Genomic DNA, 23,122 nt, shown 5'->3' with positions numbered 1-23,122 from the left:
AATATAAAAAGGATTTGCTGTTGTTTTAAAGGGTGTTTTAGAGGGGGTTACAGGTGCTTGATTGGCATATTACGGGGGGGTTGCCGTACAGAAGTTATTACTGAATAAGACCATTGTTCAGCCAATAATAATGAAATGAAAGACCACGGTGAAGATTCCACCTGCACAAAATGCTGCGTTACCATGGCCTTATTTAAAACTACCTTTTTTCATCTTCTATTTTAAGCAATAGCTTTTTAATGTCGTCTTTTGCGCCCAGTATGTGCGATTTTAAAAACTCACATGCTTTTTGTGTGTCTTTTGCACGGCAGTGAGCTAACAATGTGCGGTGCTCTTCTGGCGCAGTTGTTAGGCCACCGGCGAGTAAAATATGCATGCGTACATAACGCTCTGAATTTTTACTATACATATCAACCAGCTCACGAGTTTGTGGCCGTTGTGCGCGTGAATACAATTTACCATGAAAGCGGCTGTTTAAATCGCCCGTTGCTAGGTGCGTATCGCCTGCATCCATAGCGCTTTCAAGCTCAGTTAAAATAAGCTCTGCATCAATTAGGTCTTGATCTGTTAAACCGCCTATTGAGTGGCTTAGTAGTTCTGCTTCAAGTAATGCTCTTAAATCAAAAATTTCATCAATTTGTGATGCTGAAAGCTCTGTTGCTGTGGCACCTTTATGGGCCTCAAAGTTAACCAGCCCTTCAGCTTCAAGCTGAAGCAGCGCCTCGCGAACAGGAATACGGCTTACATTAAGCTCAGCAGCCAATGCAGCTTGACGAAGCGGATCACCGGCTTTAATTTCGCCTGTTAATATTTTTTCACGAATTGCTTCTGCAACTAATTGGGTGCGGGTTTTATGCTCAATTGCCATGGTGTTCCTTAAATATTGCATTTAGCATACATTATACCCAAGTAACATGAGATGCCAAGTTAGATTCCGTCCTCAGCTAGCGTTTATAAAGGAATGCGGGAATATACAATATTGACTCCCGCATTAATTATTTTATGCCTGATAACAAATAGGGCGCACAAATCGCAACATTGCATTTGTTCCTACAGAGGTACTGCGTACGTCTGTAGAGCTTGGGAAAGGACCGCCATGATTCATCGAGCCGCAGACCTCAACGCCCGTTGGCATCTGATTTTTTATCAAACGACCCACTTTATATTGTAGCGCTTCGATAAGGCTATCGGCTTTATTTAAGTCAGCGTCGGTGTCATGCACGCTGGCGGTTAGTTGCCCTTGCAACTGTGCTATAACAGCCATTAGCTGCTGTTCACTATCGTAACGCACAACTAACGCCGCAGGGCCAAATACTTCTTCGTGCAACGCTGGGGTTTTTAAATACGCATCCACATTGCATGCAAATACGTGTGCATTAGCATGAAATTCCTGCTCAAGTTGCCCTTTACCAAGTAGTTCTACATTACAAAGCTCGCTTCGCTCTGTGATTTGTTGCTTAAAGGTTTTCACAATGCCTGGCGTCAACAATGTATCGGATGGCGCACTTTCAATTGAGTTTATTATTTGAGCTTCAAGTTCGTCGCATCCAGTAGGTATTAACCAAAGTCCAGGGCTGGTACAAAATTGACCGTTGCCCATTAACAATGATTGGCACAGTGATTGTGCTATTTCTTTGCCATGGTGTATTGCTTTATTAGGCATGATAACCTGCGGATTAATACTACCTAACTCCCCGTAAAATGGGATTGCTTCATCGCGCTTGGCAATGGTTGCTTGCAGTTTGCTTGCAACATTAAATGAACCAGTAAAGCCCACTGCTTTTATTGCTGAAGCTGCTACTAACTGATGCGATGTATCGTAAGCTTTACTTTGCACCATCGCAAATACACCTAATGGCATTGCGCATTCTTTAATAGCGGCAAGCGCCGCGCGTGCCATTAACTCACCCGTTCCTGGGTGCGCCGTATGATTTTTTACAATGACTGGGCAACCTGCTGCCAGTGCTGCTGCCGTGTCGCCACCGAGTGTTGAAAAGGCATACGGGAAATTAGATGCACCAAAAACAGCCACTGGCCCAAGCGGTAAATAATTAAGCTCTGTGTGTGGTTTTGGCAATGGCGCTCTTGTGGCATCTGCCTCATCCACTACTTTTAATCCTAGTGGTGATTCTGGGTTTTCACGCAGAGCAACTGCAAACGCCTTAAGTTGATTAACGGTTCGCATACGCTCGCCTTGCAAACGCATCATTGGTAAATTAGTTTCTTGATGAGTTTGCTCAAGCAACTCATCGCCAAGCGCTAAAATGTGATCCGCGATAGATGTTAAAAAATCAGCCCGCTGAGCAAAGCTGGTTTTTCGATATTCCACAAAAGCACTGTGAGCAGCATCAATAGCATTGTCTAACTCAGCGCTACTGAGGTTAAAAAAGCGCGTTGGTAGTGGCTCATTACGCGCCGGAGAAAATGCGTTAAATTCACCATTCGCAGAGTCACCAATCCACTGCCCTGCTACTAAACTTTGTCCTGTTAATGTCATATTTTGCTCCTCGTTAGATTACTTGAAACCCAAATGCGTATGGGTCATCGTCGTCAACTGTAATTGTGTTGCTGCCGGTTACCCGAGACCAACCGCGAATGCTTGGTAGGATAGCGGTTATACCTGCAATTTCTGTTACCTGTTCGATACAGCCTATAAATTGGCTACCGATATAGCTTTCATGTATGAAACTTTGTTGTGGCACTAATTTGCCTTTAGCAAATAACTGCGCCATGCGGGCACTGGTGCCTGTTCCACACGGCGAACGATCAATAGCTTTGTCGCCATAAAAAACAGCATTGGCAGCGTCTGAATTGGTGTTTTTTGGAGTCCCCGTCCACAGCACATGACTTGCGCCTTGTACTGTTGAGTCTTGTGGGTGAATGCAATGTACTTTTGCGTTAATAGCATCACGAACCATTGGGCTATATTTGAGTATTTCGCTAGCTGTAAAGTGTTCAATGCCCTTGTAGTCGCCTTGGGGCTCAACAATAATGTAGAAGTTGCCGCCATAGGCGATATCTACAACTAGATCACCCAGCTCGGGTATGGTTATAGCGATTGATTGATGTGCTAGGTACGCTGGCACATTAAAAATTTTGACCCACTGGACTTTACCGTCAATCATTTCATAATTGACTTCAACACGTCCTGCAGGTGTATCGAGCTTAAGTGTTCCTGGCACATTTGCATGCAACAAGCCATGCTCTAACGCAAACGTAACAATACCCATTGTGCCGTGACCACACATGGGTAAACAGCCCGACGTTTCTACAAATAGAATAGCCGCGTCACCATCGTGTGTTGTTGGAGGATATAAAAAACCACCAGACATCATATCGTGCCCACGGGGTTCAAACATCAATGCTTGTCGAATCCAATCATGATTTTGTAAAAAATCTTGGCGCTTTTCACTCATGCTCCCCCCGTTTAGTAACGGGTGACCACTGGTTATAAGCCGTACTGGGTTGCCACAGGTGTGGCCGTCAATACAAAAAAAGGTGCCTTTACGCATAACTTAGTCCAATTTACATCTAGTTAAGTCAAAACGGCTTGCCGTCATTTGATTACTGAGCGACGCGAAAGCAGCTTTTACGTCTGGTATATACTTAATAGTTTCGTTGTGAAGAACTGCTTTAATAACCTCATCGAGCATTTTTGCTGTTGTTGCAAAATTAATGGCGCCCTCTGCATTGAACTGAGTCGTTACTGCATCTAAGACTCCTTGCCAATTTACTGTCATTTTAATTACCTGATTGATGTTTAGGCTTGATATAGTAAGTATATTGTATACAATAATCAATATCCTATTTAGCGAATAGTTAAAACTGACTATTCAATCAGTTAACCAACACCGTGCTATAAAGAGTTAACTGACTGAAAATAAGTAAATTAAAAATATGAAGCACACATATTTAAACGTTTTAATTTAATAATTTATAAGCAAATGCAATGTGGGTGTAAGCAGTAAGTTCGCAACCTAGCATCGTAGATTACATTGAGAGGTAACTAGTTTGGCAGAGCAAAACACACAGCACATTGGTGTTATTGGGGCTGGAATAATCGGTATCTGTTGCGCATTAAACCTACAACGAGCTGGATTTTCTGTAACCTTGTATGATGAAAATGGATTAGCGCAAGGCTGCTCCAAGGGAAATGCGGGGCATTTTGCTACAGAGCAGGTATTTCCTCTCGCACACCCTTCATTAATTACAAAGCTCCCAGCCATGCTATTAAACCCATTAGGGCCATTAAGGATAGATTGGCGCCATGCTTTTAAGGCGATTCCTTGGTTTTGGTTGTTTATAAAAAACATGCATAAAGATACCTATCGAGCAAACTCTGAGGCGCTAAAAGCGCTAAACCACGGCGCTATTACTGCATATGAAAGGCTACTTAACGAGTATAACTTAGGCTATTTATTAACTAAAAAAGGCAGCTTGCTTACGTTTGAAAAAACCCCAATGGCGCAAATTATGAATCTATTAAACAGCTACCAAGCTCAAGGCATAGCTGTAGATTTACTCGATGCTGATCAAGTGAAAGCTCTTGAGCCTAATTTAGCAAACACAATTACCCATGCTTTGATGTTTAAAGACGTTGCCCACAGCGTTGACCCGCACTTGTTTTGTTTAAACTTAGCAGAGCAGTTTAATGCATTAGGCGGGCAATTTTGTCAGCGTAAAATTACCGCAATTAAACCTAATGACAGCGGTTATACACTTGTCAGCGATGAACAAAAATATGCAGTTAATAAAGTGGTTATAGCTGCAGGAGCATGGAGCGACACCCTCATAAAACCACTTGGATATAAAGTTCCCTTAGACACTGAGCGAGGCTACCACTGCATGCTAGCAAGTAACTATGGCCTGTCACGCCCTGTTGCCTCAGCCGAGCGTAATTTTATAATGACGCCAATGAGCCAAGGCTTACGTGTTGCTGGCACAGTTGAGTTTGCAGGTACTAAACGAAAAATGAACAACAAGCGCGCGTTAGCATTATTGCCTAACGCCAAGGCCATGCTCAATAAGTCGGCTATTTCATTACATGCTCAAAGTACGTGGATGGGATGTCGTCCTTCTCTACCTGATTCGTTGCCAGTTATTGGCGAGGCCCCTTTACACTCAGACCTTTATTTTGCATTTGGCCACCAGCATTTAGGCCTTACACAGGGTGCTATTACAGGTGAGCTTATTACTGCATTATGTTTAAAAAAACCAACCCAAGTAGATACGACCCCTTATTGCATTAGCCGCTTTTCAACTCATGCAGCTTGCAGTTCACACATACCACACGCACAATAGCCCCACTAACGAGGAGACAATTATGATGACCAAAGGTATTGGTACCCACACCAAAGAGCAAGCACTTGCCAGTCTAACTAATATGACTGAAGACCTATCACCGATTCAAGCGCAAGAATATCAATTGCGAATTAAAAAAGCCCAAGCCTACATGCAAGCAAATAATATTGATGCTATTTACTTGAACGCTGGCACAAACTTAACTTACTTTACTGGCATGCGCTGGTACGCCAGTGAGCGTATGGTGGGCGCTATTTTACCTGCAAAAGGTGATGTGCAGTATATTGCGCCTTATTTTGAAATTGGTTCGTTAAATGGCTTTAAAGTGATTGATGGGCCTATTCGTGGCTGGCAAGAGCATGAAAACCCATACCAACTATTTGTCGATGTCATCACCGAAATGGGCATTACACAAGATGGCACAATTGGCATTGATGAAAGCGCACAGTTTTTTATTTTTGATGGTATAAACAAAGCTCAAAATGGCTTAAAGCTGATTAATGCACAACCTGTCACTGCGCATTGTCGTATGCATAAATCAGCCAACGAGCTGAAACTAATGCAACGTGCTATGGACATGACTCTCGCTGTACATCAAGCAACCGCGAGCATGTTACACGAAGGTATTAGCACCACTGAAGTGGAAGCCTTCATCAAGCAAGCTCACCAAAAGGTAGGCGCGCCGGGTAATTATTTTTGTATTGTGTTATTTGGTGTTGCCACCTCTTTCCCGCATGGGGTAAAGGATGCACAAATCCTTAAAAAAGGCGACATGGTATTGATTGATACTGGCTGTAAAGTACATGATTACCTGTCTGACATCACGCGTACGTATGTGTTTGGTGAAGCAAGCGACCGCCAACGCCAGTTCTGGGATTATGAAAAAGCCGCACAAATTGCCGCCTTTAATGCTGCTCAAATCGGGCAAACATGTGAGTCTGTTGATGCTGGCGCACGTGATTATTTAACGGCTCAAGGGTTAGGCCCAGAGTATCAAACACCTGGGTGTCCTCACCGCACAGGCCATGGTATAGGGTTAGATATTCACGAATGGCCTTATTTGGTGGGGGGTAATAAAACACCACTCGCGACAGGCATGTGTTTTAGTAATGAACCCATGCTGGTTGTGCCAGGTGAGTTTGGTGTACGTTTGGAGGATCATTTTTACATGACCGAGAACGGACCTAAATGGTTTACTGAGCCCGCCCACAGTATTGATGATCCGTTTGGTCTAGGGTAAAGCGTTAAACGATCAGCCTACATGGCTGATCGTGTTAGTAACTCATTATTTTCGCACCATTCGTTTGGTGCTTTTTCCAGTGTTGCCTTATCGGCTACACGTACTTTAACGCATTGGGTATCTGAGGGTAATTGCTCTTTTTGCACAATCGAAAAAGCGCCTTGCCTTTGAGCCGATAGTTGATATTCATATGCCTCATCATTGCCTTCAAATAAAGCTGTAAATAAGCCGCCAATAAGTGCCCCGGCAATCGCACCTGAAATCATATCTTCATGATTACCGTCTAACTCTTCAATTACACCAACCCCCGCTCCCATCATGATGCCTGTTTTCATTTGTGAAGACAGTTCGACAGGCCTAACAGAGTCAACGGTTGCATAGAATTCAGTTACTATTTGGTTTTCTTCAGCTCGATCGATACCTGGACCTGAAGCACAACCGGTTAATAGTAATAAAACAATGAATGCCTTTTTCATTTTGTTGCCTTTATAAAAGCTGGATTAATAATGATTGTATGTGCTATTGCATTTAATACTGTGAGAGAGTGTTTTAAGGTTGTAAAAAACTGTTCAATACATTGAGCTCTCTTTAATTTGCTATCTTTGGCGTACCACCTTGATCTTTGTGATGTGTGCCTGCATATCTTCACTATACTGATCAAAACAGGTTCTCCAATGAAAAAGCTAAAAATCGACATCGTCTCTGACGTAATGTGCCCTTGGTGCATTATTGGCTATAAAAACCTTGAAACCGCATTAGCCCAATTAAGTGACGAATTTAACGCAGAAATAAGCTGGAAACCCTTTGAGCTTAACCCTGACATGCCACCAGAAGGGCAAGATTTAAACGAGCATTTAGCGCAAAAATATGGCCTAACTGAACAGCAAGGCGATGAAAACCGAAAACATATTTTAGAGATGGGTGAAAAAGCAGGATTTACTTTTAATCTTGATGGTAAACGCATCATGATTAACAGTTTTGATCTTCATCGTTTACTGACTTGGGCAGCAACCGAGGGGAAGCAAACCGCATTAAAACTGGCGTTCTTTAAAGCACATTTTACCGATTTGCTGTATCTGAACGATGAAGAAAGCTTATTAAATGTGGTGCAAAGTGTTGGCCTTGATAAAGTTCGCGCAAAAGAAATTTTAGCCAGTGGTGAGTTTTTTCAAGAAGTACGCAGTGAACAAAATAAACTGCAAAAGATGGGCATCACTTCTGTACCTACATTCATTATAAATGATGAATATGCATTAACCGGCGGACAACCAAGCGATGCATTTGTACAAGCCCTTAAGCAAATAGCAGAGCAAGACAGTCAATAACGCTTAAGCACCACGTAATGCTAGTTACGTGGTGTGACTTAACTCATAGTCAGCTAAAAATGCCTGATACAGCTGATAGACATTCACCTTCGCATTGAGCTTTGCGGCAATCAAATACAAGCCAGCAAGTTTGCGGTGCACAAACAGTGCGTCAATGGGCGGTGAATGCCATTGCTGTTTTTGTGTGCTCATTTCAAGGCCTTTATCGCGTATCTGTTTAGCAAGTGGACTTGCTGCAAAATCATAAGCCTCGTCAATCAAAAGAGGCTCACACGCCAATTTAAATATATTAAGCACATTTTTTTTGTAATGTTCGTCTATTTGACTATCAAAATAGCCTATCTGCTCTGCGGCGAGTGCTATCTTTGCCTGATCATTTGCAATTGCGCCCGCAAAGAGCTTTAAATAGCCATCACAAATTACGTTTGATAACTGCCGAGTTGCCCCAAAATCAAGTAGTACAATCGTTTTTGAAGCAGGCTGATATAAATAGTTAGCAAAATTAGGATCTGTTTGAACGGTATTAAATTGCAGTAATTCATGGAAGAACAACTGTATTAAATTACTGGCGAGCTCGTCTCTTTGCGCTTGCTCCAACCCTACACACTCATCAAGGTTTATACCCTCAACAAACTCCATTGCCAAAATGTGTTTTGTACTTAATGATGCATCGCTTTGTGGCACTTTAAACTGCGGGAATGATGCAAGGTAACGGTTATATTTATCTAAGTACGATCTTTCTCGTTCATAATCAGATTCATCCAAAAGTTGCTGCTTAGCTTCAGCTATTAGGGGATCTATATTTATATGCTTGGGTAGTAAACCACTGAGCTTTAGCAAGCTGGCTAAGTTATCAACATCACTTTCAATACTTTTAGCGATGCCCGGGTACTGCACCTTAATCGCCAGTGTTTGCCCTTTCTCTAACGTTGCCTTGTGTACTTGTCCTATCGAGGCGGCAGCAAAAGGTTTGAGTTCAATATGTGAAAGTTTGTCGAGCCATTCTTCTCCCCATTGAGACTTAAACACACCCACGAGCTGCTTGTGTGGCATGGCATGTCCTTCTGATCTTAGCCTAGCAAGTAATTGGCTCAGCTCAGGGGGTAATAATTCTCCTGAATCCATCGATAAGAGCTGACCTAGCTTCATCGCCGCCCCCCGAAGTTGCGCTAATTGTTCTGCGAGGCTTTCAATATTTTTTGCTGACATCAGCAACGACTGCCGATTAGGCTTCTCACCCTTTGCCATTGTTTTCGCACCATCAAGCAACACGTTACCAGCGACCTTTGATGCCAGTAATCCAAATTTACTTAATCTTGCAAATCGCGATGTTGGCACCGATTTTGACTTACTCATACAATACAACGCTTCAAATTGTGTTTATTTAATGGTTATATCTTACGTCAAACCACACTATTTAGATCCTTTTGTGCCTTCTATAAAAATGCACTACTTATGCGCCATAAACTAAAAAGTTAAATATTGAGAACTAGTTACTTCAGCGCTTTTACTCTCTTTTAAAAGCAGGCGCGATTATTGTTACAATCCTTTACAGACAACTGTCCCTTTTTTACTTTTGACTTAGTAAGTCGTGCTATTCTCCTTCGCAAAAATCGGCATATATCGTTATTTGCTGTCTTAATTAAAAATATGGAGAACGTATGAGTAATACCTTCAAAGTCCCGCATACTTTGATTTTACTGCTTGGTATGATGGTCACTGCATTGGTCGCAACCTGGTTAGTACCGCAAGGTTTTTTTGATACCACTTTGACTGAAAATGGCCGTGAAATGGTCATGGCTGGCACCTACCAAACCGTTGCAGAGCGCCATTATTTAACCCCTTGGGATTTATTAACAACTATCCCCCGTGCTTTTGCCGCCGCGCAAGACGTGATCTTCTTTGTATTGATAGTAGGTGGTGTACTGGCTATTGCACGTGCCACGGGCACTGTTGATGCATTGATTGGCCGATTACTTGAACGCCACGGCGAAAAACCACAACGTTTAATATTCATGGTGGTTTTTTGTTTTGCGTTAGCCTCAAGCAGTATTGGTACAGCAGGCGAATATATTCCTTTTGTATTAATTTTAGTTGCGTTATGTAAAGCTATGAGACTCGATGCTATGACCGCTGTAGGCATGATTGTAGCAGGTTATGGTATTGGCTATGGGGTATCAGCGTTTAACCCTTTTACCGTACTCATTGCACAACAAATTGCTGAAGTACCAGTCTATTCAGGCCGATGGTTGCGTTTGGCAATCTTTGTACCATTTGTATTAATTGGTTTTCATCACGTATGGCAATACACTAAGCGCGTTGCAGCAGACCCTAGTAAATCAATGATGCTCGATGTGCCGTGCCCTTTAAGTGATAAAGCCACTCCCCATTACCCTGCGCTTGCGATGCGCCATAAACTGATATTAGGTAGTTTTATTATTACCTTAGGTATCGCTGTTTGGGGCATTGCTACCAAGGGATGGTACTTATATGAGTTAGGCGGTGTATTTATTGCTTGGGGTGCTGTTATTGCTGTATTAGGGCGTTTATCTGCTGATGAAACAGCTAACCGCTTTATTGAAGGTGTGTCTGATCTTGTGACTACGGCTATTTTAATTGGTGTTGCAAGAGGTATTGCGTTAATCCTCGAAGACGGGCAAATACTGCATAGTTTAGTGCATGGTATGTCACTGCCGTTATCGTATGTGAGCGCTGAAATATCAGCCGTAGGCATGTTAGTTATTCAAACCTTACTAAATACCTTTATACCTTCAGGCTCTGGTCAAGCTTACGTGACTATGCCTCTGATGGCGCCGCTGGGCGATCTTGTCGGTGTACCACGTCAAGTGGCTGTGCTGGCTTATCAATTTGGTGATGGCTTCTCAAATATGATCATTCCAACCAATGCGGTATTAATGGGCATATTGGGTATGGCGGGTGTCCCTTACGGGCATTGGTTCCGTTTTTGTTTACCGCTATTACTAAAACTAATGACTGCAGCGTCAATTGTATTGGTACTGGCTGTTATGTTTGGTTACGGCCTTGATGTACAACCCACCGCAATCGGTGGATAAAAGCAGCCGCGTTTAAAAACAAAAACCACCGCAACGGTGGTTTTTTATTTTAATAATTTAAGTACGATAAAGCACTTTAATGACATGCCAACCAAATTTTGTTTTAACTAAATGTGGCTCGAGTATTTCACTATTAAACGCCACTTTATCAAACTGTGGCACCATTTGACCGCGTTTAAACTCACCTAAATCTCCTCCTTTTTTACCTGACGGGCAAGTAGAGTGCTTTTTTGCGAGAACTTGAAACTTAGCGCCTTTTTTAAGTTGCTTGATAATGTCTTCGGCAAGCTCTTTGTGCTTAACCAAAATATGAAGTGCGTGGGCGGTGCTGGCCATAATGTATCTCTACTAAACTAAACTGCGCTGATTTTATCATTTATTATAAATAATGTCGTTGATCCTCACGATGAGGTAAGCGACAGTAATTAAATTTGCCAAATAAGTGGTAACGATTAAACGCCACACGGTCATACCCCCAATCGCGCAATCGTTTAGGTATTAAACACAGGATTTTCACTGCGTGCCATGGCCAGCCTAATTGGCTCAACACACGAATGACGGCGTCACTTTGTGTGTAACAGTGTTCATGATCAACATACACCATACTTTTCACGTTATCGGTTGAGTAATCAAAATAACTAAGCACAGCTTGGCCTTTTTGTGACTGCACACTGCACAGTTTAAAACGCGCTTTTTTGTCGCGTTTGATAATAAAATTACACCATGCATCACATAACTTACACTGGCCATCAAATAAAATGACGTGTTTATTTTGAATCAGCTGTTGAACATTCATCGCTTAAATAGCCACACTTTCGTCATATTGATTGGTAGCCAACATGCACTAATTTAACACAATAAGCAACGCTTGCTATTGGCACCATTGCCCCTGATTCTGCGCAATTAACAACAAATGAGCCGCACTCCATGAAAAGTTTGGTGCGCCTTGCTGCTCGCCTGTAAGTGGGTTGTAATTTTCGCGAATGGGGGCAGTTGATAGCATGCCATCTGCGTTGGCTAATAATTTTTCACTTAACTGCTGAGCTTGAGTGCAATACCCATAATGGCTCATTCCAATTAAGCCAAAGTAAAGCTGATCCAGCCACACTCGACCACGCCAATAAATATCAGCGCCAAAGGCTGGGTTGCTCAATGCTGCGCTCCCTAATGGCACACGCGTATTGAACTCGTTTTCGTCCAGCATAACCTGTATTACTTTATCCGCTTGTTCGACACGTGCAACTTGGTTAAACAAAGGTGACCAGCCTTCAGGGCCTTTGCCTCGCTTAACCAGTGGCTTGCCTGCGCAGCCGTTACTCAACGGTGTATCTTCTATTTTAATATCGTAGTAAAACCCTGTTTTATCATCAAACATACAGGTATTAATATAGTCTCTGAGCTGCGTGGCTTGTTTTAAAAAGTAACTTGCCTGATGCGGATAATTAAGTTGTTTAGCTATTTTTCCTAAGAAGCGGTTATCTGCGGCCATGTAAGAGGCTTGATCAACTGACTCCTGTAATAATGAGTACCCAACCAAAGTTCCGTTCGCGTTAATATTTTGGGCAAAGTCGACTTGCCAATCACTGGCTCTTCCACCTTGTTCAATATAATTAGTAAGTTGCTGGGGACTAATGAAGCCAAAAACCCCCGCATCATCTCGACCTGATTCCCAAGAGACTGCTGTTTGCGCGGGCACCTTGATTTTTACCATTTCATTTTTGGCTCGCACAGCTTCATACTGTTTTAGACCATATTGAGTGTGCCACTTTGCCTCTTCTTTCACTGCAAATATTAATTGGCCCTGCGCGTTGTTATGCGCTTTGTCTACCGTAGCGCCATATTCAGGCAAGCCATTTTTGTTATGATCGCGATTACTTAGCCACCAATTACGGTATGCAACTAGTTTTGGGAACATTTGTGCTAACCACTCACTGTCATTGGTGTGTTTGAACACTTGCCAAACAGCCCAAGCAGCCAAACTGGGTTTAGTGTTTCTCTCATTCCAATTGGTACCATCGCCACCGCGCTCAGGGCTTAAGTTGTAAGCAACTAAATCAGGAACGAACCCTTTATCCCATGGCCGTATTGAGTCATCACCAAGTATTTGGTGTTCAAATACGGTATTAAGGTTCTGTTTTGCTAGCTGAGGATTAAAGGTCGCTAACGCAAATGCTTGTTTATAGCTATCCCATGGCCATGTTTGATTGCCAGAAAACCAGCGCCCTGTAACAGCGGGGCTCACCGTGTCATAACTAAGAGCACCGGCGGCACTTCGCCAATTAGCCATTAAAGTTTCTACGCTTTTTACTGCTAACTTTAGGTACTGTGTTTGATCTGGTGCAATAGTCTCTGTTGCATGGTAAATATAACCTTGCCAACGTAATTTGCTGCGCTTCATATAATAATCAGGCCGCTTTAAAATGTCTGCAATAACAGGTTTTTCAGACTTTTCTTCTTGCTCATTAAGAAGGTATGAGTAAGTAGTAAAAAAGGTTTTACTTTTAGCAATATATGCACGACTTGAATAGCTCACATCATCATGCGTGGTTTTTACAGGGAGTGTTTTGTGCAGCTGTAACTGTGAACTGCCTGAGGTGAGTAAATGCCCAAAATCACGCACTTTACCAAAACTTAGGATTAGGCTGTTGGCTGAAACATTCCACCTAGGCAAAAAGTTAGGGTGTACTTTAAAGGGCGAACGAAGATCAGTCGCTTTGCCATTTTTCGCGCTGAGGTGATTAACAAGTTCACCTTCAAAGTACAAGGTTAATGGTTGTTCAGTCTTTATGTGAGTTTTAACCAACGAGGTACGACTACTTACAAAGCGAAGCGTTAGGGTGATCGTTACTCCTTCTCCTTTGAGCTCTTGTACAAGCGCGCCCGGCAGGCTGTATGCCTGCATTGTTAATTCTACTTTATTCGCACTATTTATCGTATCACCTTTATAAACACTCAGCTTTTCAAAGTAAGGTGCAATAAAATTCAGGTATTCTTCGGTCACAATAGCGGGGCCACTAAATCCGCCCGCGTGATCTTCATCAGGTAACAAGTGGCCATGCCACGCCCCTAAATCAAACAGCGGACTAAAGCGTTGGTGGCCACCTCGCTCAAAATCTTGCATGTAATAGGGAGTGCCCGTTCTATTGATGAGATTTTTATAGCTCGGCTCACTGTTTGCAATTGTTTTTATACTCACTAATAACATAGCCAGCACAAGTATCGTCACATAGTTAACCTTCACAGTTTTAATCCTTTTTATAACGCGCTAAAAAATAAAAACCTAACCCCGTTGCTAACGCAATTAAGCCAAAGAGTAACCACATTAGTGCGGGGCTATGTAATGTTTTAACTAAATACCCGTAGCTCCACCCTGACAAAAAGCCTGCGAATAGGAACCCCAACGCCATTGATACAAAATAGTACCCCATAAACATTGCCGCGCTGCCTTTAGGCGCTATGCTCGCAACATATTCTTGGCTTTTAGGGGAAGTGAGCATTTCACCAAAGGCAATTAATAGAATCACCGTCACCATAACAGCTCCCCCTAACTGAGTTAATAATAGCCCCGAACTCATCAACAGCAATAATAAAAAAGCCCCAGCGGTCACAATAAGGCCACTTATTAATACCGAGATCACTTTAAAATGCTGACATCTTACGCTGACAACTATCTGTAATAATACAATGGCAGCAAAGTCTAAATTAATTAAATACTCAGGATTTATTTGGCGATAAACAAGCCATTGTTCACCCAGCTGTTTAGTTTGCTCTAAAGTAAAGCCACCCGCATTAGCCTGATTGATAAATAGCGCAATTTCAGAAACAGGCACATTGACCTTTAAGTGAACCAACTCTAATCGGATTGCCTCTAAATCAACATTTGTACTTGTCGTGGTTGCGTAGTTTGCTGCAAGGTCGTGTAATTTTTGACTGAGCGCTTGGCTATCTACATACGCAAAAAAATCAACCGCTGTTTGACCAAAGTAGCTTAAAAAGGCCACTAAATCCTGTGTATCTGTGTAATCGCGAATAAATAAAGGTAAGGTATAAAATAATTGATTGTAGACAGTCCAAAACCCTGTCAACACAGCCAAATAGAGTGCAAAGTTACGGTTGCTCACATTTACACGTTGCAAGTACCACTTTTTAGTATTTTGCTTACATACCACTTTGTCCCATAGGCCATTTAAAACCAGCCAAACCGCAATGAGCGAAAACGCCTGTGGGTAACTTAACCAACTCACACCTGCGGTCATTAAAATAATTACACTCATAAATAGCAAAAGTGCAAAACGGCTATTTCCTAATACTTGTTGAGCTTGTTGGAGAACGTGCCCAAATCCTTTGTTATTTTGCGGGTCTTTCACTGTATCGCGATAAAAAATAAGTGGTATAAAATTAATTAAAATCCACGCTGACGACATTATAAATACTGCATCCCAGCTAATAGCGCGTAAATACCCCGCGACAAGCGGCCCAATAAACCCGCCTAAATTCACCATGGTATAAAAAATACCAAAGCCCAGCCCGCGATTAGTGTCATTGGTGCTTTGACTTATTGTGCCCACTACCACAGGTTTGAAACACGCTGCGCCAAAGGCCACCAACATTAAGATCATAAAAAACGAATTAAAGTCAGTTACTTGGCCTAAAAAATAATAACTGGGCGCCATTAAAATAAATGAGCAAAAAAACGTCTTTTTATAACCATACCTATCTGCAAACGCCCCTGTTACAACAGGCAAAAGATATAAAAAGAACGGAATAATCCCCTGAATCGCACCGCGTTGGGCATCATTAAAGCCCACTCCACCTTGTGCAACCGGGGTTGTCATGTATACCGACGACACAGCAAAAAAGCCATACCATGCTAAACGTTCAAATATTTCCATCGTATTAGCGATGTAAAACGCTAGCCCAAACCCACGCCATCCAGTTTTGTTTTCGGCTATTTGTGAATGCTGTGCTGATGATTGTAATTGTTGATTATTATTCATAGTTTACTTTTCAAATTAAACGCAGTATTTTATATTGCATACAATATACAAATAAAACAACCAGAACATGAAAAATTTATTACTCACACTCGTGCTCACAACACTTATAGCCTGCCAACCAATGCCTGATAATCAGTCTATTGATAGCCAACCCAGCACTCAACATACTACAAAAACAGCGACAAACTTAAATGTAGATCTTAATGTGCAAGGTTACACCAGCACATTAAGATCAATGGATGTTAAATTTTTAGGCAAAACAATTCCCTACACATACAGTGATGGCAAAATTGGCAACAGCCGAGGGTATGACTGGTGGGTCAGTAAACATTTCGCATTGAAAAGTGATTTACCAAAAGAAAAAGTGATTTTATACCTTGAGCTATTAGAAATGGCCTACCCGCATTATGTGGCTCTTTTTGGAATGGCGCCCCCAAATATTGAGCGTCAACGTATTGCTGTGGTTTATGGCAGCTCACGAGCCAGAGTGCGAGAAGCGATGCTGGACGATGGCTTTTTACGTGGTGTTCATAAAACTGCAGGCGGCGAAACCATGTTTTATAATCGTGCGGGATATAACTTTCCAAGTCACCGTGAACACCATCAACGCTATATTGTTATTCACGAAACCATGCATGCATTTCACATGGCACTAAACGGCCACTCAACATGGGCGCCTAATTGGATCACTGAAGGGTTAGCGGATTCTATTGCCCATCATGTTTATGACCCGGAGCAAAAACAACTCACTGTTATGGTGTTTGATCGTGCCCCAATGAACTACATTGAAACGGGCCTTAAGCAATACTACAATGCAAACGAGCCTACTATTGAACAAATAAATGACGACCCAGCTTTAAAGCGCGGCCTTAACTTTTTTATTATACATTACCTTTTAAGTACACCCGAACGTGCTCAATACTTTGGCTACTTCGTTGAACAACTTCGCTTAGCTAACCCACACAGTGGGGCAACACTTTCAACAGCAAATACCTTACTCAAAAAAACCTTTAAAGACTGGCAAAAAATCGAGCAAGGGTTTGCTGATTTTGTGCAATCAATCCAGCCTAGCTTCCACATTGTTAATGGTCCGTGGGAACAAAATGGCAACGCATACTGGCTAAGAAATACAGATGCAACAGAACTATCACGATTAGATATCAATCCAGCAATACAAGCCACGCACCCTGTTATGGACTTTCCTGCGCCTGTTAAAAACAAATTAATCAAAGTAAATGATAAGAACCATGTTTCGGTCCTGCTTAATTTTGAGCCAGCTCAATTAAACAGAGGCGAAATAGGTTTTGCTTTACAAGGTCAGCGCAGTGAACAAAACCAACAATTTCGTGCCTCGTTTATTGGCAAGGAGAACCCCCAAGATGATCAGTTACTTAAATTTATTGTTAAAGATGCCCAGCGCTTAATGATCAGTGCTAACCACGTTAAAGGTCTTAAACCACAAAGCATTGCACTTTCACCTGCAATAAAAGCCGCACTTGCACAAAATCATACTTTAGGGCTCAACTTTTCTTTAACTGATACCCATATAGCCATAAAATTAAACGCAGAGCTGAACAATAATGTAATTGAACAGCATTTTACCCTGCCACTTAATAGCACACAGTTAGAAAAGCTTGATGCACAAAAAATAAGCTTGTTAAGTAAAAACAACAACCACACAGTGACGCCCTATTTATACACGCATCGAGCAGGCAACACACAACTAACTACTAATGCGTCACTGACAAACCCGTGGTTATTCAAAGACTATGACTTACTCGAACGTGTTTTTAAAACCTGCCAACAACACAGTACACAGCTAACTCGGTGTGATGAAGAATTAAGCCAATTGATGGCTAAAATACCCAAGGCTGATTTACATACTGAAGTGCAAAATTCCCTTATCAAGGTTGCCAAAGATTATCAAAATACACTCAATCACGACGGGTTTAATACGCTATCAGGTGTACGTAGTACGATTGAATACCACCATGCAAAACCCTTTTTAAACGTTGAAAACCCCAGCGAATTTGATGTAAAACTCTCTGCAAAAGTTGAGCTTAAATCACGCTCTGGTCGTGTAACTGACATTGCTATGTTAGAGCAAACTCTGGCTCCAAGCGTTCACACCATTGCGCTGCCACATGATGAAAACGCACACACAGTAACCGTCAACAAAACGCTGTACTGGCAATCGCTTGTGGCAAAAGCAACATTGCACAATACGGTGAAACCGTTTAACGGGGTTGAATTGAGTGTATCTCACCAAAAGAACGAGAACGGAAATAGGCTATTTACAACGGGACTTACAGGGCCTTATTCAGGAAAAACGTCTGGGACAATTACATTACATACCAATGCGTTTAATCAACTCAGTGCAAACAACACACAACAACACGAGGTGGTCATTGCACCATATGAGCAAAAAAAATATGAGTTTGAAGTTACCCCAACGAATCAACCACAACTTATCACTATAACGGCGCTTTTGGATGTCGATGGTGAAGCAATTCGTTTAATAGAAACGGTCAATTTAAATTAAGTAACCCTCCTTAAAACGGTCTATTTAAATAACGCCCTTTACTATGAAAATAATAAAGGGCGTTCACTTTTTAAAATACGTCTGTTTAGATTCTTTTTCACTCAGATAGATAATCCCCAGCTCACCTGGATGCGTATCACTGCTTAAATGCCCAAAAGTAATAACAAAATTACCGCTAAATGCCTTTTTTGATTTATTGATTTTGGTTATTTTTACGGATATGATAATGGCTATCATTTACAGTTACATTTTGGATCTCCTTCATGAATGCATTATTTAAATCAGCAACAACCTTAGGTGTTAGTCTCCTTTTAGTGTCAACCTTTGTTACACAACCTGCTTACGCCAATGGTCCAATCGGTGAACATGTAAATCACCTGCAAGCTAATATTAAAGATTACTCAGAAGAAGTAGAGTGGATGGTTGCTAAAGTAGATACATTAGTAAGCAACTATGAGGCTAAAGGTGCAAAAGCAATTAACAGCGATGATTTAATTGAATACTGGGAATCAGTTAAATTTCATAGCGCAATTGAAACCAATTACGTACCTGTTTACGCATCAATTTGGCAGAGCCTGTATGGCATCAAAATGGCGATTGATAACAACAAGCCTGCAAGCGACGTACGCGCGCAACAAACCGCATTAAATGCTGCTTTATGGCAAGGCCTTGGTGCCGTTAAATTAGCGGCAAAGTTTCAACAAAAAGGCGTGCTAGATGCCGTTAAAACAACCGCAACAGAAAACATGACACAAAGCGCCACAGTTGACGAAATCAAACATAAACTTGACCGCGTTGTGGCAAAATATGCAGAGCGTTTAAGCGATGAAGCAACTACCATTGTTCACGATACCTACTTACACCTTTTTGAAGGGATTGAAGGCACATTGATTGAACAAGATGCAAATCTAGTAGAAGTGCTTGAAAAAGACTTTAACGTCACACTACCAAAAGCCATTTCAGACAATAAAACAGTGGACCAAGTGCGTGATGTAATCACGGATATGCAGACCAAACTTGACCGTGCAAAAGCATTGATAGAGAAAGCCGAAAAAACACGTAAGGATGTTTTTTAGTGGAGCGTAGAACCTTTATACAAGGCCTTGCTGCGATAGGGGCAATGGGAGCACTCCCGTTGTCACTCTCTCAAGCATTTGCCGCCACTGCAGCAAACCCGGTTTCAGTCGAGGATTTACCCAAGCTTAAAGGAGCACTTACGCTTTATTTAGGCCGTGGTGAAGGCGGGTTATATGAAGATGTGCTCAAAGCAATCGAAAAGAGAAACCCCGATCTCAAGCTCGCAATACGTCGCGGCCCAACTGCTGCGCTCGCAAATACCATTGTTGCCGAAGCAAAAGCAGGCATTAGACGTGCCGATTTGTTTTGGGCTGTTGACTCAGGGGCTATTGGTTTAGTCTCTGATGCAGGACTTGCACAACCTATGCCTAGCGATTTAGCGGCACAATTACAACCGCAGTTTCGCTACAAAGATTGGGCACCCGTAACGGGAAGAGTGCGTACCCTGCCTTTTAATACAGCAAGGCTTACGAAAGAACAAATTCCTACAAGTATTATGGATATTGCAGACAGCGATTTAAGTATAGGCTGGGCACCCGCTTATTCTTCATTCCAGTCATTCGTTACTGCAATGCGTTTAATTGAAGGCGATGTTAAAACCGTTAAGTGGCTTAAAAAAACCAAACAGCGCGCCAAAACCTATGCGGGTGAGTTAGGTGTAGTTATGGCTGTTGAGCGTGGTGAAGTGGATATTGGTTTTGCCAATCACTATTACACATTACGATTAAAATCTGGGAAGCCTGATGCAAAACTTGATTTAGCCTTCACCGAGCAAGATGCGGGCTGTTTAGTCAATGCTTCAGGTATTTTGGCTTTAAACCAAGATCCACTGGCAACCAACTTTATGCGTTACTTATTAAGCACCCAAGTGCAAAGTTATTTAGCACAAGAAGCCTATGAAATACCTTTGGTTAACGGCGTAGCGCAACCAGAAGGACTGCCTTCTTTCGCGGCTATTTCACCACCAAAAATTGATTTAACTCAGCTAGCTGATTTACGACCCACCATAGACTTGATGCGAAATAGCGGCGTACTTTAATGCGATTACCAGCCTCCTACCCGATGGCGCTGCTTGCAGCGCTTATCACACTGACACCTGTTTTTATTTTAATTACGCTGGCCTCTGATGCCAGTTCTTTTTTTGATAGCCATCATTTAACCATACTTGGCAATACATTATCTTTAATGCTATTAACAGTACTTGGCTCTATTTTAATTGGCGTACCGCTGGCCTTTATAAGTGCCTATGTTGTGCTGCCTTTTAAAAAGTGTTGGCTTGTTTTTTTTGCCGCCCCGTTAGCCATTCCAAGTTACATTGGCGCATTTACCTTGTATGCCGCATTTGGCACAGGGGGTGAAATACATAACCTCCTTGGTATTGAATTGCCTGCAATGGATGGCTTGAGCGGCGCAGCGATTGTCATGACGTTATACACATTTCCTTTTGTGATGATGACAACCCGTTCAGCCCTACTTAGCCTTGATGCGAGTATGGTTAATGCGGCACGTACGCTAGGCATGTCGATGACGCAAAGTGTGTTTAAGGTTATTTTACCGCGGGTAGTGAACGGTATTGCCGCCGGTTCATTGCTTGTTGCCTTATATACACTCTCTGATTTTGGCACCCCCGCGATGATGCGACTTGATACATTTACGCGCGTCATTTATGTTGAATACAACGCATTTGAGCTAAGCCGTGCCGCCATGTTGTCTTTACAGTTAATGGTCATTGTTGGCTTTTTACTACTGATCGAATCGCAAATAAAAACAGCCAGTGAGCGTCATGGTCGCCCCTTAATTTTATTTCCTAAAAAATGGCAATTAGCCGCGATGTTTGCCATGTTTGCTCCTATCCTTTTGCTTGCAATAGGCCTACCTCTGGCCATTTTTTCACTTTGGCTGGCGCGCGATGGCTTAAGCAGTTTTGATTTTAGCATTGCGTGGCACTCTGCTTACGCCTCTGCGATTGCTGCGGTAGTTGCAGTTATTGTCGCCATTCCGGTTGCACATGCCGCACTCACAGGAAAAGCAGGCAAAGTGATGGAACGCGTAACTTATTTTGGCTTTGGTATTCCGGGCATCGTGATGGGCACCGCGCTGGTCTATGGGGGCTTACAATTGCCATTTTTGTACCAAACATTGGGGCTATTAATTATTGCCTATATGCTGCGTTTTTTACCTCTCGCTGTGGGATCAGTAAGAACCAGCACTGAGCACCTCGACCCCAGTTTAGTAAACTCAGCCAGAGTACTTGGCGCAAGCCCTCGTGAAGCGTTTACGCGTATCACATTACCCCTAACAATGCGTGGAATTGTAGCGGGTGCGGCACTGGTGTTTTTAGAATCAATGCGCGAATTGGAAGCCACGCTTTTACTTGGTCCTACTGGGTTTGAAACCCTCTCAACTTATTTGTGGCGAGTCTATGAAGCGGGCTATTTTGGCCGCGCCGCTATTCCTGGCTTATTGCTTGTGGTGATTTCTGCCTGTGGTTTAGCTATCATGATGTCTGGCGAAAAACGTCAGCAACTCGATCATTGAGGATATAAATAATAATGTTATCTGTAAGTCAGTTGTCTATAGATTACGGCAGTAACCGTGTTGTGAGCAACCTTAACTTGTCGCTCGAAAAAAGTGAAATCCTCATGCTTGTTGGCCCCACAGGGTGTGGTAAAAGTACAATATTACAAGCGCTCGCTGGGCTTATTCCAATTAGTGAAGGCAACATTAAAATGGGCACGTGGCATGCAACGCCTAAACACACTGTTCCACCAGAAAAGCGCAGTGTGGGCATGGTGTTTCAAGACTTTGCTTTGTTCCCTCATTTAACGGTAAAGCAAAATATTTGCTTTCGGTTAAAAGACACTACCATTGCCGATCACTGGATCAAATTGCTTGGCCTTGAGGCATTTGTTGAAAAAAAACCGGCAACACTTTCTGGTGGCCAAAAACAACGTGTGGCACTTGCACGAACACTTGCCCACCAGCCTGACTTTGTACTATTAGATGAACCCTTATCAAATCTTGATGCTGCCCTCAAAGATATGTTGCGTTGGGATATTCGTAATGCGTTAAAAGAAGCGGGCGTACCGGCCATTTGGGTGACTCACGATCAAGAAGAAGCACTATCTATTGGTGATCGTGTCGGTATTTTACAAGCGGGTAACGTGCAGCAAATTGATACGCCTGAGCGTTGCTTTAGCCTACCTGAAACACGGTTTGTGGCGCGCTTTTTAGGGGAAGCCAGCTTTATCCCGGGGCAGTTTGCCAATAACCAAGCAACCACTGCGATAGGCAATGTACCTGCACATGCTATTGATACCGAAGAAGGTGATGTAGACGTTTTATTACGACCTGATGATGTGGTGTTAGTACAAAGTGACGTAGGCAGTAATGGCACTGTTGTGTGGGTTCGTTTTGAAGGGACCAGCCGATTATGCGCCATCGAACTTGCGTGTAAAACCATTGTCACCAGTCGCGTAAGCCATGAGCTTATTGTGCGACCGGGCGATAATGTACATGTATCGCTAAGCACCTCTCATCCATTAGCGGTATATAAACGCTGAACC

At 42.5% G+C, this 23,122-nt stretch carries 19 protein-coding genes; 9 read left to right on the top strand and 10 right to left on the bottom strand.

The window, feature by feature from the left end:
- Nucleotides 1-199 precede the first annotated feature (199 nt).
- The 4 genes from ACFI4Z_RS05635 to ACFI4Z_RS05620 all read right to left on the bottom strand — a co-directional run bounded on the left by ACFI4Z_RS05635 (nucleotide 200) and on the right by ACFI4Z_RS05620 (nucleotide 3,740).
- Nucleotides 200-868 (bottom strand): GntR family transcriptional regulator, encoded by a 669-nt coding sequence (locus ACFI4Z_RS05635; RefSeq protein WP_394188993.1) that lies wholly within the window; start codon nucleotides 866-868, stop codon nucleotides 200-202.
- 132 nt (nucleotides 869-1,000) lie between these two features.
- Nucleotides 1,001-2,497, bottom strand: a complete 1,497-nt coding sequence (locus ACFI4Z_RS05630; RefSeq protein ID WP_462669717.1) for an aldehyde dehydrogenase (NADP(+)) — start codon at nucleotides 2,495-2,497, stop codon at nucleotides 1,001-1,003.
- 13 nt (nucleotides 2,498-2,510) lie between these two features.
- A complete protein-coding gene (locus ACFI4Z_RS05625; RefSeq protein ID WP_462669716.1) occupies nucleotides 2,511-3,512 on the bottom strand; it encodes a 4-hydroxyproline epimerase in 1,002 nt (333 codons plus the stop codon).
- 3 nt (nucleotides 3,513-3,515) lie between these two features.
- Nucleotides 3,516-3,740: a hypothetical protein gene (locus tag ACFI4Z_RS05620; RefSeq protein WP_462669715.1), complete on the bottom strand. Its 225-nt coding sequence runs from the start codon at nucleotides 3,738-3,740 to the stop codon at nucleotides 3,516-3,518.
- A 271-nt stretch (nucleotides 3,741-4,011) separates the two neighbouring features.
- Here ACFI4Z_RS05620 and ACFI4Z_RS05615 point away from each other — a divergent pair, with 271 nt between their 5' ends.
- Both ACFI4Z_RS05615 and ACFI4Z_RS05610 read left to right on the top strand, forming a co-directional pair.
- The gene (locus ACFI4Z_RS05615; RefSeq protein WP_462669714.1) at nucleotides 4,012-5,301 is read left to right on the top strand and encodes an NAD(P)/FAD-dependent oxidoreductase; all 1,290 of its coding nucleotides are present in this window, start codon (nucleotides 4,012-4,014) and stop codon (nucleotides 5,299-5,301) included.
- 22 nt (nucleotides 5,302-5,323) lie between these two features.
- The gene (locus tag ACFI4Z_RS05610; RefSeq protein WP_462669713.1) at nucleotides 5,324-6,541 is read left to right on the top strand and encodes a M24 family metallopeptidase; all 1,218 of its coding nucleotides are present in this window, start codon (nucleotides 5,324-5,326) and stop codon (nucleotides 6,539-6,541) included.
- A gap of 17 nt (nucleotides 6,542-6,558) precedes the next feature.
- Here ACFI4Z_RS05610 and ACFI4Z_RS05605 read toward each other — a convergent pair whose 3' ends face one another.
- Nucleotides 6,559-7,017: a hypothetical protein gene (locus ACFI4Z_RS05605; RefSeq protein WP_462669712.1), complete on the bottom strand. Its 459-nt coding sequence runs from the start codon at nucleotides 7,015-7,017 to the stop codon at nucleotides 6,559-6,561.
- Nucleotides 7,018-7,215: 198 nt separating this feature from the next.
- Here ACFI4Z_RS05605 and ACFI4Z_RS05600 point away from each other — a divergent pair, with 198 nt between their 5' ends.
- On the top strand, nucleotides 7,216-7,866 hold the full coding sequence (locus tag ACFI4Z_RS05600; RefSeq protein ID WP_462669711.1) for a DsbA family oxidoreductase: 651 nt from the start codon (nucleotides 7,216-7,218) through the stop codon (nucleotides 7,864-7,866).
- Nucleotides 7,867-7,890: 24 nt separating this feature from the next.
- On the opposite strand, the gene ACFI4Z_RS05595 is transcribed toward ACFI4Z_RS05600, so the two are convergent.
- Nucleotides 7,891-9,222: an ABC1 kinase family protein gene (locus ACFI4Z_RS05595; protein ID WP_462669710.1), complete on the bottom strand. Its 1,332-nt coding sequence runs from the start codon at nucleotides 9,220-9,222 to the stop codon at nucleotides 7,891-7,893.
- Between the two features lie 305 nt (nucleotides 9,223-9,527).
- Between ACFI4Z_RS05595 and ACFI4Z_RS05590 the strand changes: the two genes are divergently transcribed.
- Nucleotides 9,528-10,940, top strand: coding sequence for a YfcC family protein (locus ACFI4Z_RS05590; protein ID WP_462669709.1), 1,413 nt, complete (start codon nucleotides 9,528-9,530; stop codon nucleotides 10,938-10,940).
- A 57-nt stretch (nucleotides 10,941-10,997) separates the two neighbouring features.
- On the opposite strand, the gene ppiC is transcribed toward ACFI4Z_RS05590, so the two are convergent.
- From ppiC to ACFI4Z_RS05570, 4 genes are all read right to left on the bottom strand, one after another.
- Complete coding sequence (gene ppiC / locus ACFI4Z_RS05585) at nucleotides 10,998-11,276, bottom strand: peptidylprolyl isomerase PpiC (protein ID WP_462669708.1); 279 nt, start codon at nucleotides 11,274-11,276, stop codon at nucleotides 10,998-11,000.
- Nucleotides 11,277-11,319: 43 nt separating this feature from the next.
- Nucleotides 11,320-11,736, bottom strand: a complete 417-nt coding sequence (locus ACFI4Z_RS05580; protein WP_462669707.1) for a thiol-disulfide oxidoreductase DCC family protein — start codon at nucleotides 11,734-11,736, stop codon at nucleotides 11,320-11,322.
- 75 nt (nucleotides 11,737-11,811) lie between these two features.
- The gene (gene ygjK, locus ACFI4Z_RS05575) at nucleotides 11,812-14,166 is read right to left on the bottom strand and encodes an alpha-glucosidase (RefSeq protein ID WP_462669706.1); all 2,355 of its coding nucleotides are present in this window, start codon (nucleotides 14,164-14,166) and stop codon (nucleotides 11,812-11,814) included.
- 19 nt (nucleotides 14,167-14,185) lie between these two features.
- On the bottom strand, nucleotides 14,186-15,937 hold the full coding sequence (locus ACFI4Z_RS05570; protein WP_462669705.1) for an MFS transporter: 1,752 nt from the start codon (nucleotides 15,935-15,937) through the stop codon (nucleotides 14,186-14,188).
- Nucleotides 15,938-16,004: 67 nt separating this feature from the next.
- On the opposite strand from ACFI4Z_RS05570, the gene ACFI4Z_RS05565 reads away from it, so the two are divergent.
- The 5 genes from ACFI4Z_RS05565 to ACFI4Z_RS05545 all read left to right on the top strand — a co-directional run bounded on the left by ACFI4Z_RS05565 (nucleotide 16,005) and on the right by ACFI4Z_RS05545 (nucleotide 23,119).
- Nucleotides 16,005-18,479, top strand: coding sequence for a hypothetical protein (locus ACFI4Z_RS05565; RefSeq protein WP_462669704.1), 2,475 nt, complete (start codon nucleotides 16,005-16,007; stop codon nucleotides 18,477-18,479).
- Nucleotides 18,480-18,742: 263 nt separating this feature from the next.
- Nucleotides 18,743-19,555, top strand: a complete 813-nt coding sequence (locus tag ACFI4Z_RS05560; protein WP_462669703.1) for a hypothetical protein — start codon at nucleotides 18,743-18,745, stop codon at nucleotides 19,553-19,555.
- Complete coding sequence (locus ACFI4Z_RS05555) at nucleotides 19,555-20,595, top strand: extracellular solute-binding protein (RefSeq protein WP_462669702.1); 1,041 nt, start codon at nucleotides 19,555-19,557, stop codon at nucleotides 20,593-20,595. The genes ACFI4Z_RS05560 and ACFI4Z_RS05555 overlap by 1 nt, the downstream gene beginning before the upstream one ends.
- Nucleotides 20,595-22,094 carry an ABC transporter permease gene (locus tag ACFI4Z_RS05550; RefSeq protein ID WP_462669701.1) on the top strand — a complete coding sequence of 500 codons (1,500 nt, stop codon included), beginning with the start codon at nucleotides 20,595-20,597 and terminating at the stop codon, nucleotides 22,092-22,094. The genes ACFI4Z_RS05555 and ACFI4Z_RS05550 overlap by 1 nt, the downstream gene beginning before the upstream one ends.
- 14 nt (nucleotides 22,095-22,108) lie before the next feature.
- Nucleotides 22,109-23,119, top strand: coding sequence for an ABC transporter ATP-binding protein (locus ACFI4Z_RS05545; RefSeq protein ID WP_462669700.1), 1,011 nt, complete (start codon nucleotides 22,109-22,111; stop codon nucleotides 23,117-23,119).
- Nucleotides 23,120-23,122 lie beyond the last annotated feature (3 nt).

This window comes from Pseudoalteromonas sp. RWi3, assembly GCF_054960735.1.
Note: the sequence above shows the minus strand (reverse complement) of the source record. Positions and strands in the feature narration are given on the sequence as shown.